Origin of the sequence: Borreliella sinica (assembly GCF_033969665.2) — a bacterium.
Taxonomy (GTDB): Bacteria; Spirochaetota; Spirochaetia; order Borreliales; family Borreliaceae; genus Borreliella; species Borreliella sinica.
In genome coordinates, this window is sequence record NZ_CP135180.1 from 743791 (window position 1) to 759488 (window position 15698).

Below are 15698 nucleotides of genomic sequence, written 5' to 3' on the forward strand. Positions count from 1 at the left end.
CCCTTTATACCCTTTATACCTTTTATTGATCAGCAATTAAAATTGCATTAAGCTATAATATAAAATGCTTATGCGAAAGTCAAGTTGCTTTTTAAAAATTTTATTCTTTAAAAATTGTATTTTTATTTTTAATCTTACAACAAAGGCACTTCTGCTGCTAAAAAATGAATTATTCCTATAATAATTGATATAATGCCAATTAATTGTCGATTATTTTCAAGTATTGATTGAAATTTTCCATATTTTTCATTGTTTTGAACTTCTGTAGGTAATTTTTGTTTTAAAAACAAGATAAATCCAATTAAAAACAAACTTATAGCTGGGATCAAATTTCCAATTATTGGTAATTTGTAGGGCTTAATTATTTCAAGGGTACTAGTTATTAAAAATAATAATCCAAAAATACTTTTTACCCTTTTATTATCGTTTATTAAATTCACAAAATCTTCAAAAATTTTTAAAAATTTTATTTTTTCTATTAATATTGGGAATGCAAGTATTATTCCTCCCAAAATGTTAAGCAAAACAGACATGAAGTATATTTGCATCATATTTTATCCCCTAGGTTTTATTCTTTTACTATAAAAAGCATTACTATTACCATTACTCTTTAGTATTATACTTAATAAACTTTCATTTTGATAGATTATATTAGCATATGTTGTAAAGTTTTTGTTGCCTATATAAAGCATGTTGCTTTCAATTAATTTATTGTCTAAATAAATATCTAGCTTAGCTTTTCCCAAGTCAGAGGGTTTTTTTGTTTTTATGTTTATTTTTAGCGATAATTTGCTTTTGTCTTGTTGATAACTTATTGTCATTTTGATATTGTTTTTATTATTTTCGAGATTTTGAATTCTGGGAATTAGTAAAATTTTAAAAAATAAAAGAATTATAACAAAGATTATTCCAATAATGATGTGTTTTTTTAGTTTTTCTTGGTATTCAATTTCTAGTTGTTGATTGCAATTAATCTTTTTCATTGGATTTAAAAATTTAACCCTATTAAAATTATAAAATTATAATTTTATAATTTTAATAGGGTGTTTAAATTCCACCAGTAAACACTAACACCTGTTTTTCCACCATAAAGTATGCTAAGTATTCCATCTTTAGATAAACTTTCAGATAGAAATGTTAAATTTGGAGGCTCTATTAAAGCTATTTGCTCTTTAATCAATCCATTGTTGTCTAATTTCCATATTATATTGTTAGATAAATTTTTCATGTTAGTAGATGCTATTATTTTATCTTTTTGTATTTTTATAATGTTAATAAAGCTTTCTTGTTTATCATCTAGTAAATTTTTAGGAAGAGCGATTTTACTTATTAATTTTAATTCTTTATTTTTTTTTAAACTCATTTTATATATATATTGATCTTTAATTTTAATCCCAAGATCGTTTATATTTTCATTATCCTTAATGTTTTCATAGTAAGTGATTTTTACATAAAGAATTTTTTTGTTAACCTCAAAGAAAACCTTGTCTATTGTAATATTATATTTTTTATTTTGAGTGTCTATTGTTTTTAGTAAGTTTTTATTTACGTAAATTTTATAAAGTGGGGAAAATTCTTGATTATAAGAATATATTATATAGCCTTCGCTATATATTGATATCACCGCAATGTTGCCATTTTCATCAATGTTAACATCGTAAATTTGTGGAAATGGAGTGCTGTTTAAACCTTCTTGACCCAAAATTCCCACAGATGAGTTTTTGTTTAGTATTAGTATTCTCATAAAGTAGGCGATATTTTCTTTTTGATCAAATGTTACTTTTTTATTATTTAGTTTGTCTGTGACAATAATGTAATCTTTTAGTGGATATATTGCTTGAATTCCTTCAAATTCTATTTTTTTTATTTTTAAATCGGGGTTTGTTTCAAATATCCCATTTTGATAGGTTTGTATTAGTTTTCCGTATGAGTTGAAAATCATTAGTTTATTTGTTTTTATTTCTGCAATGTATACTAGCCCATTATATGTTTTAATATCAAATTTTGAATTTGTAAATTTATTATCCAAAGGCATTACTGCACCGGGAAGTGTTCCGAATGGTATTTTAAATTGTTCTTCTCCTAGTTCGTTTAAAGTTTTCATGTTACATGATATAATTGCGAAAAGTAAGCTTAATGTAAAAATTTTACAGTGTTTTTTCATATTTTTTATATTATCATTTAAAATGAAAAATGACTTTAAGTCAATTATTTAGGAGAATTAGTACCTAACATGTTAAAAGCAATACTTGAGACAACTATTGGCTCAAAAAGCAAAAGAGATTTAAAAGATTATCTTCCAACTCTAAGAAATATTAATAAGCTTGAGCGTTGGGCGTTATTGTTAGCAGATGAAGATTTTTCAAAAGAGACGGAAAAACTTAAAGATGAATTAAAATCTGGCAATTCTTTAGAGAATGTTTTAGAGCGGGCTTTTACTCTATCTAGAGAAGCTGCTAGAAGACGTCTTAAAGAAAGGCCTTATGATGTGCAAATTATTGCAGGACTTGCTCTTCACAAAGGCAAAATAATAGAGATGAAAACAGGAGAAGGAAAAACTCTCTCCTCAGTTCAAGCGGCTTATTTGAATAGCTTGACAGGAGATGGAGTTATTATTGTTACTGTTAATGACTATCTTGCGGAGCGTGATTCTAATTGGATGAAACCGGTTTTTGATCTTTTAGGTGTTAGTGTTGGAGTTGTTCTATCTAATATGGATTATGAGTTAAGAAAAGCTCAATATGCCAAAGATATTACTTATGTTACAAATAATGAACTTGGATTTGATTACTTAAGAGATAATATGCGTTATGACTTGAGTGAAAAATCTTTAAGAAAGTTCAATTATTGTATTATTGATGAGATTGATTCTATTTTAATTGATGAGGCAAGAACCCCTTTAATTATTTCAGGGCCTACTGAGGGCAATACCAATGCTTATCTTGAGGTTAATTCTCTTGTATCTTTTTTAAAAGAGTGTGCTAAGGATCCTAAAACAGGAGATTATCCTTTAGAAATAGACGATCTTGATGGCGATTATACTGTTGATGAAAAAGGCAAAAGAATTTCTTTTACTGCTAAAGGGCTTAATAATCTTGAACAGCTTTTAGTTTCTAAGGGCATTATTACTGGGTCTATGTATACCGATTCAAATTTTAATTATGTTCATTATATGACTCAAGCCTTGAAAGCACATTTACTTTTTTTAAAAAATAGAGAATATATTGTTGGTGATTCCGGTGTTGAGATTGTAGATGAATTTACCGGTCGAGTTTTAACAGGGCGAAGGTATTCTGATGGACTTCATCAAGCTATTGAGGCTAAAGAAGGAGTTAGAGTTGCTAATGAAAATAAGACCATGGCAACTATTACTTTCCAGAATCTGTTTAGAATGTTTGATAAAATTTCTGGTATGACAGGTACAGCTGATACTGAGGCTAAAGAATTTCATAAAATATATAATCTTGATGTAGTTGTAGTTCCAACAAATAGGTTGTTAGCACGAATAGATGAGGACGATACTATTTATTATACGGAAGAATTTAAGTTTAATGCGATTACAGACGAGGTTTATAAAACTTACAAGAAGGGGCAACCGGTTTTAGTGGGAACCGTTTCTATTGAAAAATCTGAGATTTTATCAGCTATGTTTAAAAATAGAGGAATTAAGCATGAAGTTCTTAATGCAAAAAATCATTCTCGAGAGGCATTTATTATTGCTGAAGCTGGAGCAAAATATGCTGTTACAATAGCCACAAACATGGCTGGTCGTGGTACAGATATTAAGCTTGGAGGCAATATTGAGCACAGGGTTAGAAAAAAAATTGGTACTAATGTAAGCCTTGAAGAATTTCAAGAAGCTGTTAAAAATGAAAGAGAAAATTACCTAAAAGACTATAATGAGGTTAAAAGTCTTGGTGGACTTTATGTTATTGGTAGTGAACGTCACGAATCAAGACGAATAGATAATCAGCTTCGCGGGCGTAGCGGAAGACAAGGTGATCCTGGGCGTTCAAGATTTTATGTGTCGCTTGAGGACGATTTAATGCGTCTTTTTGCTGGAGACAACCTGAGGTCATTAATGGGTAAGCTCGGAATGGCGACGGGAGAGCCCATTACACATGCTCTTTTAACCAAATCTTTGATCAATGCTCAAAAAAGAGTAGAAGACAGAAATTTTGAAATTAGGAAACATTTACTAGAGTACGACGATGTTATTACGAATCAAAGAGATTTTATTTATGCACAGAGAAATTCTATTCTTGAGGATACAGCGATTAAGGATCGTATTCTTGTTGCTTTAGAAGAATATCTTGATTTTTTACTTGATGGGTCAAAAAGTAGCATAGTTTCAAATATTTTTTTAAATGAAATAAATTTAATTTTTGCTTATATGCTTGAGAGTCTTGGTTCTATTGAAAGTATTAATTCTCTTGATTTAAAGGCTAAGTTAATGCAAATAGCAAAGGCAAATTTAGATGAAAAGGAAAATTTGATCGGTAAAGATCTTTTTAATGGATTTTTAAGATATGAATATTTGAAAAATATTGATTTTAAATTTCAAGAGCATCTTGCAAATTTGGACTCTTTAAGAGAGGCTGTTTATTTAAGGTCTTATGCTAATAAAAATCCAATTACAGAGTACAAAGAAGAGGGGTTTTTTATATTTAGTGAGCTTATTAAAGACATTAAAGTTGCTACCATAAGGCGTGTTCTGCAGTTAAAATTGGATAATAATACTTCTGATTTTAAATCAGTAAGGAAGTCTAAAAATGTTAATTCAATTCATAAAGAACTTTCGGGAATTTCTATTAATGAAAGTAAAAGTGTTTCTAATGTTCAAGTGATTAGAAGTTCTCCTAAGATAGGTAGAAATGAGCCTTGTTATTGTGGAAGTGGGAAAAAATATAAAAATTGTCATGGCAAAAGTTAGAACAGGAGGTTTTTATGTTTAAACTGCCAGAACTTGGTTATAATTATGATGCTGTTGAGCCTTATATTGATGCTAAAACTATGGAAATTCATCATAGTAAGCATCATAATAGTTTTGTAATAAATTTAAATTCTATTTTTGAAAAAATGGGAAAAAGTCATATAAAAGACGTGTCAAATATATTAAAAAATATTAATGATTTTCCAGGTGAATTTCAAACTCCAATAAGAAATAATGCTGGAGGTTATTCGAATCATACTTTGTATTTTAGAACTTTAAAACCAGGAAACAAGAGTAATCTTTTAGAAAAGTTTAAAAATGATGTTAATGCAGCTTTTGGAAGTCTAGATGTTCTTAATTCTAGCTTAAAAGATACTGCGATGAAAATTTTTGGAAGTGGTTGGGCATGGTTAGTATTGTGTCCTGATAGTGGTCTTAAAGTGATTTCAATGCCTAATCAGGACAGTCCTATAATGAATTCTTATAAGCCAATTTTGGGTATTGATGTTTGGGAGCATGCCTATTATCTTAAATATCAAAATAGAAGAATTGAATATGTAGATGCATTTTTAAAGGCTTTAAATTGGGAAGAAGTTTCAAAAATTTACAATGAAGCTAGCAGTTAGTTTATATTTCATAAAGATTTTTTAATTTTGGAATTAACATTTTATTCTAAAATGTTAATTACTTTATTTTAAGTCATTATTAAAGTTTTCTCTTTCTATGTCGTTAAAGTATTCTACTGTTCCGACTTTTAATTCATAGGTTGCATTTTTGTCGGATACTATGATTGCATTTTTATGTAATTGAAGTGTGCTAATTGTCCACATATGATTAACCCCTTTTTCAATAGCGTGTTTTAATGCTCTTGCCTTGTTATGCCCATTTACTATTATTAAAACTTCTTGCGAGTCCATAATTGTTCCAATTCCAACAGTTAGGGCGCTTTTGGGAACTTTGTTTAGATTGCCTTCAAAAAATCTTGAATTGGCAATGATTGTATCTTGGGTTAAAGTTTTAATTCTTGTTCTTGATGTTAATGAGGAGCCCGGCTCGTTAAAAGCAATGTGACCATCAGGTCCAATTCCACCTACAAAAAGCATGATTCCTCCCAAAGATTTGATTTTTTTTTCGTACTCCTCACATTCTTTTTTGAGATTTAAAGCATTTCCGTTTAGTATATTTATGTTTTCTTTTTTAATATCAATATGAGAGAAAAAATTTTTCCACATAAATGAATGGTAACTCTCAGGATGGCTTTTTTCAATTCCTATATATTCGTCCATGTTAAAAGTTATAACATTTTGAAATGAAATTTTTTCACTTTTATATAATTCGATTAAATTTTTGTACATACCGATTGGAGAGCTTCCTGTTGGAAGTCCCAGAATAAATGGGGCTTTTTTGGTTGGAGAAAATTCTTTAATTTTTTGTGCTACATGATTAGCTGCCCACTTTGATATGTCTTTATATGTAGGTCTTATTATTAGTCTCATTGAGATCTCCTTAAAATGGGTTAAAGTTTATAGATTGTTAAAGATTATTTTAGATTCTATCATTGTTAACTTTAGGTTGAAATCTTTATCTAAAACATTGATGTTTGCATCATAACCATGACATATTAACCCCTTTTTATCAATATTTAGAATTCTTGTTGGATTGTAGGAACTTGCTTGAACAGCGTCACTTAAACTGTAGCCGAATTCTACTAAATTTTTAAGCCCTTGTATCATTGTAAGTGTTGATCCAGCTATTGTGTTGCTTTTCACGCTGTGGAACAATCCATCTTCTGCAATATAAACTTCATCTCCGTTTGCAATTAGTTTTCCAGAAGTTTGAAGATTTGGAGTAAGTCCGTCAGTTACAAGCACTATTTTGCTTATATCCTTAAGTTTTCTAAGCATTAAAACTAATTTTGGATGTATATGATGACCATCTGCAATAATTTCACAAGAAACATCGCCATGTATTAATACCGCTCCTATTGCATTTGGATTTCTGTGATCAAGTTTTGACATTGCATTGAAAAAATGGGTTGTGTGAAGTATCCCAACTTGAAACCCTTCAATCATATTTTCATATTTTGCGTTTGTATGTCCTGCTTGAAGGTTTATATTGTTTTCAAGGCAAAACATTGCGAGTTCTCTCATACCTTTAAGCTCAGGAGCAACAGTCATTGTGCTTATGTGTGTTTTTTTTCTACCGTTTGACTCTGTAAATACCCCACCGGCTGCATCTATTAGTTTTTGCATAATTTTAACGCTAGGTTCATGAAGATAGGAAACAGGGTGTGCCCCTCTTTTTTCAGGAGAAAAAAATGGCCCTTCAAGGTGAAGTCCTAGAATTTTAGCTCCTTTTTCTTTGCCAATTGCTGCTGTACAAGCTTTTATTGTTTGGATCATTTCATCTATTGGTCTGGGATAAAGAGTTGGTAAAAATCCTACTACACCATATTGAGCTAGATGTTCTGACATTTTAAGTATTGATTCTGTTGAACACTGATCTGTTCCATGACCGTGAAATCCATGAATATGATTGTCGTAAAGTCCGGGAGTTATATAATTACCTTTTGTATCAATCATTTGATATCCTTCGAGATCTATTTTTTTAAGTCTATCAGATGTTACAATATCAAAAATTTTATTATCTTTAATTAGGACCGCTGAATTATCCAGTTTGTCATTTCCAGTTAAAACGGATTTTGAGTTGAATAAACAAAAATTTGGCATTTTCATATTCCTTTTAATTTATTTTACTATAAACATTAATCTTTTTTTAATGTTTATGCTTTTTTATTTTAAAGCGTTTGAATGTTTAAAATTTTATTTTTTTAAATTTATTTATTATATTTTATTTTCAATTTTATTAATGATATAATGTACTGCAAAAAGGACATTATTATGGCATCAGGATTTTTTGTTCCTGGACTTGAGAGTAAATATAATACTAAAGAAATTCGTGAATCCATGCTTAAGCCCGATAAAGCCAAAATCGATTCTTCTTCTAAGAAGCTTGAATCTTTAGAGCAAGAAAAAAGTGCTTGGCAGTTAGTTAATAGAAAAATCTCTACTTTAAATTCTCTTGCAAAAGAAATTACATCACTTAACAGCCCTTTTAATCTAATGTCAGGAAATTCTAGTAATAGTGAAATTTTAACTTTATCTACTCGATATGGGTCTAAGAATGAGACTCATAAATTAATTGTTGATCAAATAGCGTCCGCGGATGTATTTTTGTCTTCAAATTTTGATCCTAAAAAAGTTACAATTCCAGAAGGAGATTATATATTTTTAGTTGGCAAGAAAGAAATTAATGTAAAAAGTAATGGCAACATTGATTTGCTCGTTAACGATATTAATAGTAAGGGAAAAGGATTTTTATCTGCAAAAATAGTAAAAAGTGATAAAAATGGAAATAGTCGTTTTATTTTGCAATCTTTAAAGGAAGGCAAAGAAAATAAACTTGTCATCAAGGGAGAAGGATTGTCTTTTGCCAAGCAAATTGGTCTTTTAAGCGAGTTGAAAACTAATTTTAATCCTATCCTTTCAGATATTGCTGTAAATCAATCTAGTAGTAATAATAGACTTTTTTTTGAGAATAATAGCCTTGTTTTAAATCCTCTTTCGGAGGCATCAATTGAGATTCCTGAAGATATTGAAATTACATCTAGGAGTAAAATTAAGTTTGAAATTAAGTATTTTGATACAGGTTTAGAAGAGTCTGATAGTAAGATTATTTTTAATCCCGGAGAAGCCACATTTAAGGACGCAAAAGTTGACAGTGAAGATAGTGTAGTTGATCTTGGATCTGATTTAAAACCGCCGTTAGAAAAAAAATATATTCAAATGAATATGGTTAAAATATGTAGCAAGGAGGGTTCTCTGGAGCTTTCTCCAATAAATATTTCAAATAACTTCGAAGAAGTTGAAGTTGATGTTGGGGCTCTTTCTAGTCTAGAAGAAATAAATATTGAAAATAAAGCAAATAATGCAGTAATTGTGATTAGAAATGTTGAAGTTTTTGATCCAAAAAATAGAGATGGTTATTTGCCAATAAATGCCAAAAGTTTTGCTGAGAATGCAAAAATTAAATTTGACGGAGTAGATGTTGAGAGAGATTCAAATGTTATTAATGATTTAGTTCCAAATGTGACATTAAGTTTAAAAAAAGCTTCAAGCGACATGGTTGAGGCCAAAGTTGAACCCGATTATGAGGGGATTAAGAGAGTTCTTTTAGATTTTATTGGTGCTTATAATGAGGTCCTTGCGGAGATTAATATTGTAAGTTCCAATGAATCTCAACTTAGTAATCAAAAGTCTAATATAGTTGAAGAGTTAACTTATCTTAGTGAGTCTCAAAAAGAAGAGGCTTATAAAAATTTGGGTATTCTAAGGTCTGAATTTTTATTGAAAAATCTTAAATCCAGATTAGAGTCGATAATTTTTAAGCCCTATGTTACCAATGATCCTAATTTTTCGATAATTAATCAGATAGGGGTGTTTACTAGCTCTATTTCTTCTTCTGGTGGACTTTCTAGATATTTAAGACTTGATGAGAAAAAGTTTGATGAATCAATTCGCAACAACATTGATAATGTTAGGGAACTTTTTTTATTTGACCTTAATGGTGACAGAGTATATGATAATGGAATTGCCAAAATGCTAGGAGATTGTTTATCGCCTCTTGTGACTTCTGGGGGTGTTATTTATAATAAAATAAAAAATTACGACTTGAAAATTGTTAATCAAAAAAATAAAGTTGAAGATTATAAAAAGAAATACGATGATAGAGAGAGAAAAGTAGAAGGCGAGCTTAATACTCTAGATTTTACTATTAAGCGCATGAAAGATCAGGAAAATACATTAAAGGCTTTTGATTTTAATCAAAGAAATAGATAATAGTAATTATTTTTAATGTCATAACTATTCAAATTTCTTTTTTTTAATTTTTTGTGCTATTCTTTTTAACAGGCAAAAGGATTTGCCAAAAACAAAGAATTAAATTTTATCATGGAGGAATGATATATGATTATAAATCATAATACATCGGCTATTAATGCTTCAAGAAATAATGGTATTAATGCTGCTAATCTTAGTAAAACTCAAGAGAAGCTTTCTAGTGGGCACAGAATTAATAGAGCTTCTGATGATGCTGCTGGTATGGCAGTTTCTGGGAAGATTAATGCTCAAATAAGAGGATTATCACAAGCTTCTAGAAACACTTCAAAGGCTATCAATTTTATTCAGACAACAGAAGGAAATTTGAATGAAGTAGAAAAAGTTTTAGTAAGAATGAAAGAATTAGCAGTTCAATCAGGTAATGGCACATATTCAGATTCAGACAGAGGTTCTATACAAATTGAAATAGAGCAACTTACAGACGAAATTAATAGAATTGCTGATCAAGCGCAATATAATCAAATGCACATGCTATCAAATAAATCTGCTTCCCAAAATGTAAGAACAGCTGAAGAGCTTGGAATGCAACCTGCAAAAATTAACACCCCCGCATCACTTTCAGGATCCCAGGCTTCTTGGACTTTAAGAGTTCATGTGGGAGCAAATCAAGATGAAGCTATTGCTGTAAATATTTATGCAGCTAATGTTGCAAATCTATTTGCTGGTGAGGGAGCTCAAACTACTCAGGCTGCTCCTGTTCAAGAAGGAGCTCAACAAGAAGGAGCCCAACAACCAGCACCTGCTACAGCGCCTTCCCAAGGTGGAGTTAATTCTCCTGTTAATGTTACAACTACAGTTGACGCTAATACATCTCTTGCTAAAATAGAAAATGCTATTAGAATGGTAAGCGATCAAAGATCAAATTTAGGTGCTTTTCAAAATAGACTTGAATCTATAAAAAATAGTACCGAATATGCTATTGAAAATCTAAAAGCATCTTATGCTCAAATAAAAGATGCTACAATGACAGATGAGGTTGTGGCTGCTACAACTAATAGTATTTTAACACAGTCTGCGATGGCAATGATTGCGCAAGCTAATCAAGTTCCTCAATATGTTTTGTCATTGCTTAGGTAAAATTTTAATTTAATTAGTTCAAATTATTAACAAAAGATCCTTTAAGGGATCTTTTGTTTTTTTATTTCTAATCGGTAAAAAATTTAATAATTTTAGTATAATTTATAATGATGTGTTATAAAGTATAATGCAGGCCAGGCTTATTTAGGAGTTTGCTTTGGATAGGGTTACTGTTAAAATTAAAGATTGTTATAAAGTATTTTCTTATTATTTTGACAAAAAGCAGATAAGTCAAGCTATAAAAGATTATGAAAATGGTAAAGATAGAATGCAAATTTATAAAGAATCTTCTATTTTTATTGCAAATGCTAATATTAATCTTGATGTTTATGAAAATGAAATTTTAGTTATTATGGGTATGTCAGGTTGTGGAAAATCTACTTTAGTAAGATGTTTAAATGGTATTTATAAAATAGATTCAGGATCTATTTTGGTGAATAACATGGAAATGAATGCTATAAATCGCAAGGATCTTTCTAATTTAAGAAAAGATAAATTTGCTATGGTTTTCCAAAACTTTGGACTTTTCCCTCATATGAATGTGCTGAGAAACGTTACTTATGGGCTTGAGGTCAAACACATTCCTAAAAAGATTAGAGAAGAACGTGCTATTGAGGTATTAAATCTTGTTGGACTTGAAGATTCAAAATATAAGTATATTAATGAACTTTCTGGAGGGATGAAGCAAAGAGTTGGAATAGCAAGGGCATTGGTGGTTAATCCAGATATCCTTTTAATGGATGAAGCTTTTTCGGCGCTCGATCCATTAATTAAAGGAGAAATGCAGGAAGAACTTTTGAGACTAGTGGCTAAGCTTAAAAAAACAGTTGTATTTATTACTCACGATTTAATTGAAGCTTTTAAATTGGGACATAGAATTGCTTTTATGAGGGATGGAAAAATCATTCAAGTTGGTAAACCTTTAGAAATTTTAGCTAATCCTAGTACGGATTTTATATCCCATTTTATTAAAAATTTGCCTGTTTTAAATATTTTAAAAATAAAAGATATTTTAAAAGATGATTTTGATTTAGACTCTAGTAGTGATAATGATTTAAATGTTATTATTAAACATCAAGGCGAGAATTTCAGTTTATATGATAAAGTTCTTAATAAAAAATATGACAATCTTGTATCTTTGAATTTAGAGCTAAATGATGAGATAAAAAAAATTGTTGAATACTTGAATAAGCAAGATTATTTAATAATAAAAGAAAAGGAAACTATTATCGGATATATTGATTTAAATGAAATTTCCGATTTATTGTCAAGATGAGAATTTATGAGTAGAGATTTTTTTATATTGAAAATAGATAATTTTTTTGATTTTTTAGTTGATAATTTTTCAATTTCTGATGGAATAGGTTTTTCTAAAAGTATAATTTTTTTATACGAAAATTTAAAAAATTTATTTCTTTTTGTTAATCCCGTTTTTTTTATTTTGATTGTATGTCTGTTAAGTTTTGTTTTTTTAAAAAAAAGATTAATATTCTTAATTTTACCCGGATTCTTTTTTATTTTGTATTTTAACCTTTGGGAAGCTTCGATGGATACAATAGCTATTATATTTGTCTCTGTATTTGTTTCTGTTATTTTAGGGATTCCTATAGGTATTTTTGGGGGATATTTCCCAAGATTTTATGTTTTTTTAAAACCCGTTTTAGATTTAATGCAGGCTATGCCTCCGTTTATTTATTTGATTCCCGCTATTCCTTTTTTTGGAATGGGCACAGCTTCTGCTATATTTGCTACAATAATTTTTGCTATGCCCCCTGTTATTAGATATACAAGACTTGGGATTGTTCAAGTTTCAAATGAAGTAATAGAAGCGGCCAAGTCTTTTGGCAGTAGTAATTTGCGCATTCTTTTGCAAGTTCAGCTTCCCCTTTCTCTTCAGAGTATAATTGAGGGTATTAATCAGTCAATAATGATGGCGATATCCATGATAGTAATTGCTGCAATGGTTGGATCGTCTGGTTTGGGTAGGACTGTGATTTACTCTATAGAAAGATTAAATTTCGGTGAGGGTTTGATATCTGGATTAGCAGTTGTTATTATAGCTATTATTTTAGATAGGATTATGCAATCTATCTTTATTAAATTTAGCTATTTAAATACAGATCATTATGGCGGAAAGAGAGAAAATAAATTTAAAAGATTTTTGGAAATATATAATAAATAGGTGGAGAATATTTTATGAGTTTTGTCTATAAATTATTTATTGGATTTTGTATTTTTCTTGTTTTTTTGTCTTGTGATGAAAAAAAGAGTTCAAAGGATTTGAAATCAGTAAAAATTGGATATGTGAATTGGGGTGGAGAAACAGCTGCTACAAATGTGTTAAAAGTTGTTTTTGAGAAGATGGGATATAATGCAGAAATATTTTCAGTTACCACTTCTATAATGTATCAATATTTAGCGTCCGGAAAAGTAGATGGCACGGTATCTTCTTGGGTTCCTACGGCTGATAAATTTTATTACGAAAAACTGAAAGCAAAATTTGTTGATCTTGGTGCAAATTATGAAGGAACCATTCAAGGGTTTGTAGTGCCAAGTTATGTTCCAATTTCTAGCATTAGTGAGCTTAGGGGCAAAGGGGATATGTTCAAGAACAAAATGATTGGCATAGATGCTGGTGCGGGAACTCAGATTGTTACAGAACAAGCGCTTGATTATTATGGATTGAGTAAAGAGTACGAGTTAGTTCCTTCAAGTGAGAGTGTTATGCTTGCAAGTTTGGATTCTTCGATAAAAAGAAACGAGTGGGTTTTGGTTCCTTTATGGAAACCTCATTGGGCTTTTTCTAGGTATGATATTAAATTTCTTGATGATCCTGATTTAATTATGGGGGGAATTGAGAGTGTTCATACTCTTGTTAGACTTGGACTTGAAAATGATGATCCTGATGCATATTATGTTTTTGATCATTTTTATTGGAATGATGACTTGATATTGCCCTTAATGGATAGAAATGATAAAGAACCAGGCAAAGAGTATCGTAATGCAGTTGAATTTGTTGAGAATAATAAAGAAATTGTCAAGATGTGGGTTCCAGAAAAATATAAAACTTTATTTGATTAATCTTTTTTGAAATTCTTTTAAAGATTTTGAAATAGGGTTGTATTTAGGAATAAAATCCTTTCCTCCTTTGAATAATGCGTTACATCTTGCTATTCTTAGCGCCATTAATATTAATGCCGTTAGTAAATTATATTTTTTAAGACATTCAATTGAATATTGTGAGCAAGTAGGTTTGTATATGCACTGTAGTCCAAATACTTTAGATAAAGTGTTTTGGTAAATTTTTATTAAAAAAATAAGAGTATAATTTAAGATTAATAAAATTTTGAAAATGTTCATATTTAGAATTGTATTATAATATAATGATTAATCAAATGAATTGAAAATAATAGCTAAGTTTTATAATTTCAAATTTTGATTTTTATTATAAAGGGGGCTTTAAATCAAAAAAATTTTTTTAATTTTTATGACCGTCTCTTTTTCTTTTGCTGAAATTATTCAAATATCGCCTAAACAAGCAGTGAATATGGCCTTAGAAAGTAGTTTGGATTCAGAGAATGCTCAATACAAGGAAAATATAAAAAAACTTTATAAAAATAATGCATGGAATGCATTTGTTCCAAATGTTAACCTTAGTTCTACACTTAGTAGAAATTCCTCTGCTTTGGGTGATCTTGAGAGAGATTATTGGGGTTTGGGGTTTGGAGTTGGGATTAGCCTTTCTTTGTCCCCTTCTGTTTTAAAAAGAATAGAAATTGTTATGCTGGAGTATGAAAATGCAAAAATAGAAAGGGAGAGCGCTGTTCGTAATATTAAGTTAAATGTTCTTAAATCTTACAATCAATTAATAGCTTTAAAGAGTACTTTGAAAGTTTTTGAAAGCCAGATACAAAATAGTAAGCTTAAGTTTGAGCAAGCTAGTATTGCTTATAATAATGGACTAATATCAGAAATAGATTTTCTTGATGCTCAGCTTAAGTATAAAAAATCTCAACCAGATTTAGATGGTCAGATTATTAATTTTGAAAAATCAAAAGAAATTTTCAAATTATTAATAGGATTAGATCCGGATCAAGATTTTGAAATTATTGAAGAATTGTTAGATGAGACAATAGATTTTTCTTTTAATGAAGAATTAAATTTAAGTGAATCATTAGAAATTAAGGAGTTGAATATTCGTTTAAAAATGACAGAGCAGCTTATTGGTTCGCTTTGGTTAGATACTTTTTTGCCAAGCCTTTCGTTGTCATTTTCCTACTCCCCTTATAAATCATTTAATGAAAATTCCAGGGGTTTTTCAAGTGGATTTTTGACATCCTTTAGCTTAAATTATGGTTTAACTGAGATATTTCCATTTTCAAATAGTTTTACTAAAATACAAGACAACAACTATCAATTAAAAATATTGCAAAACAATATTGAAGCTAAAATTAGAGATTTAAAATCTAGTATTGTGCAAAAGAGAAAAGATATTAGAAGATATAAAACAATTCTTGATGCCTCTGAAATTAATCTAGAATTAGCTAATAAGAATTATCAAATGGCATTTAATGCCTTTAATTCCGGAGTTATAGATCTTTCTAAATTGAATGATATTGAGCTTGTTTATAAACAGAGCGATTTGAAGTTCATTGAAGATAAATTGAATTATACCAATTCTATACTTGAATATAAGAATTTAATAAATTCATTGGATTGAGAGGTATTTT

The 15698-nt window shown here is 29.4% G+C and carries 14 protein-coding genes; 8 read left to right on the forward strand and 6 right to left on the reverse strand.

All coding sequences use genetic code 11. The annotated features are described in order from the left end of the window. Positions 1-134: 134 nt before the first annotated feature. The 3 genes from QIA41_RS03510 to QIA41_RS03520 are packed head-to-tail and all read right to left on the reverse strand — an operon-like array spanning position 135 to position 2164. A complete protein-coding gene (locus QIA41_RS03510) occupies positions 135-551 on the reverse strand; it encodes a hypothetical protein (protein ID WP_320292637.1) in 417 nt (138 codons plus the stop codon). A 3-nt stretch (positions 552-554) separates the two neighbouring features. After that, positions 555-983 (reverse strand): hypothetical protein, encoded by a 429-nt coding sequence (locus QIA41_RS03515; protein ID WP_320292638.1) that lies wholly within the window; start codon positions 981-983, stop codon positions 555-557. A gap of 44 nt (positions 984-1027) precedes the next feature. After that, positions 1028-2164, reverse strand: coding sequence for an LIC_12708 family protein (locus tag QIA41_RS03520; RefSeq protein WP_320292639.1), 1137 nt, complete (start codon positions 2162-2164; stop codon positions 1028-1030). A 69-nt stretch (positions 2165-2233) separates the two neighbouring features. On the opposite strand from QIA41_RS03520, the gene secA reads away from it, so the two are divergent. Then, entirely contained in the window at positions 2234-4933 is a 2700-nt protein-coding gene (secA, locus tag QIA41_RS03525; RefSeq protein WP_320292640.1) for a preprotein translocase subunit SecA, read from the forward strand. A 14-nt stretch (positions 4934-4947) separates the two neighbouring features. Next, positions 4948-5559: a superoxide dismutase gene (locus tag QIA41_RS03530; RefSeq protein ID WP_320292641.1), complete on the forward strand. Its 612-nt coding sequence runs from the start codon at positions 4948-4950 to the stop codon at positions 5557-5559. 63 nt (positions 5560-5622) lie between these two features. On the opposite strand, the gene nagB is transcribed toward QIA41_RS03530, so the two are convergent. Further along, positions 5623-6429, reverse strand: a complete 807-nt coding sequence (gene nagB, locus QIA41_RS03535; protein WP_320292642.1) for a glucosamine-6-phosphate deaminase — start codon at positions 6427-6429, stop codon at positions 5623-5625. Positions 6430-6456: 27 nt separating this feature from the next. Continuing rightward, positions 6457-7662 (reverse strand): N-acetylglucosamine-6-phosphate deacetylase, encoded by a 1206-nt coding sequence (nagA, locus tag QIA41_RS03540; protein WP_320292643.1) that lies wholly within the window; start codon positions 7660-7662, stop codon positions 6457-6459. Positions 7663-7833: 171 nt separating this feature from the next. Here nagA and fliD point away from each other — a divergent pair, with 171 nt between their 5' ends. From fliD to QIA41_RS03565, 5 genes are all read left to right on the forward strand, one after another. Beyond that, on the forward strand, positions 7834-9831 hold the full coding sequence (fliD, locus tag QIA41_RS03545) for a flagellar filament capping protein FliD (protein WP_320292644.1): 1998 nt from the start codon (positions 7834-7836) through the stop codon (positions 9829-9831). 126 nt (positions 9832-9957) lie between these two features. Next, positions 9958-10968: a flagellin FlaB gene (gene flaB, locus QIA41_RS03550; protein WP_320292645.1), complete on the forward strand. Its 1011-nt coding sequence runs from the start codon at positions 9958-9960 to the stop codon at positions 10966-10968. 157 nt (positions 10969-11125) lie between these two features. Beyond that, positions 11126-12244, forward strand: a complete 1119-nt coding sequence (locus tag QIA41_RS03555; RefSeq protein ID WP_320292646.1) for a glycine betaine/L-proline ABC transporter ATP-binding protein — start codon at positions 11126-11128, stop codon at positions 12242-12244. Positions 12245-12250: 6 nt separating this feature from the next. Beyond that, positions 12251-13150, forward strand: a complete 900-nt coding sequence (locus QIA41_RS03560) for an ABC transporter permease (protein WP_320292647.1) — start codon at positions 12251-12253, stop codon at positions 13148-13150. A gap of 14 nt (positions 13151-13164) precedes the next feature. Then, a complete protein-coding gene (locus QIA41_RS03565) occupies positions 13165-14049 on the forward strand; it encodes a glycine betaine ABC transporter substrate-binding protein (protein WP_320292648.1) in 885 nt (294 codons plus the stop codon). On the opposite strand, the gene yidD is transcribed toward QIA41_RS03565, so the two are convergent. Continuing rightward, positions 14038-14328, reverse strand: a complete 291-nt coding sequence (yidD, locus tag QIA41_RS03570; RefSeq protein WP_320292649.1) for a membrane protein insertion efficiency factor YidD — start codon at positions 14326-14328, stop codon at positions 14038-14040. The genes QIA41_RS03565 and yidD overlap by 12 nt on opposite strands. 127 nt (positions 14329-14455) lie before the next feature. Between yidD and QIA41_RS03575 the strand changes: the two genes are divergently transcribed. Continuing rightward, positions 14456-15688 carry a TolC family protein gene (locus tag QIA41_RS03575; RefSeq protein ID WP_320292650.1) on the forward strand — a complete coding sequence of 411 codons (1233 nt, stop codon included), beginning with the start codon at positions 14456-14458 and terminating at the stop codon, positions 15686-15688. Positions 15689-15698: the final 10 nt, after the last annotated feature.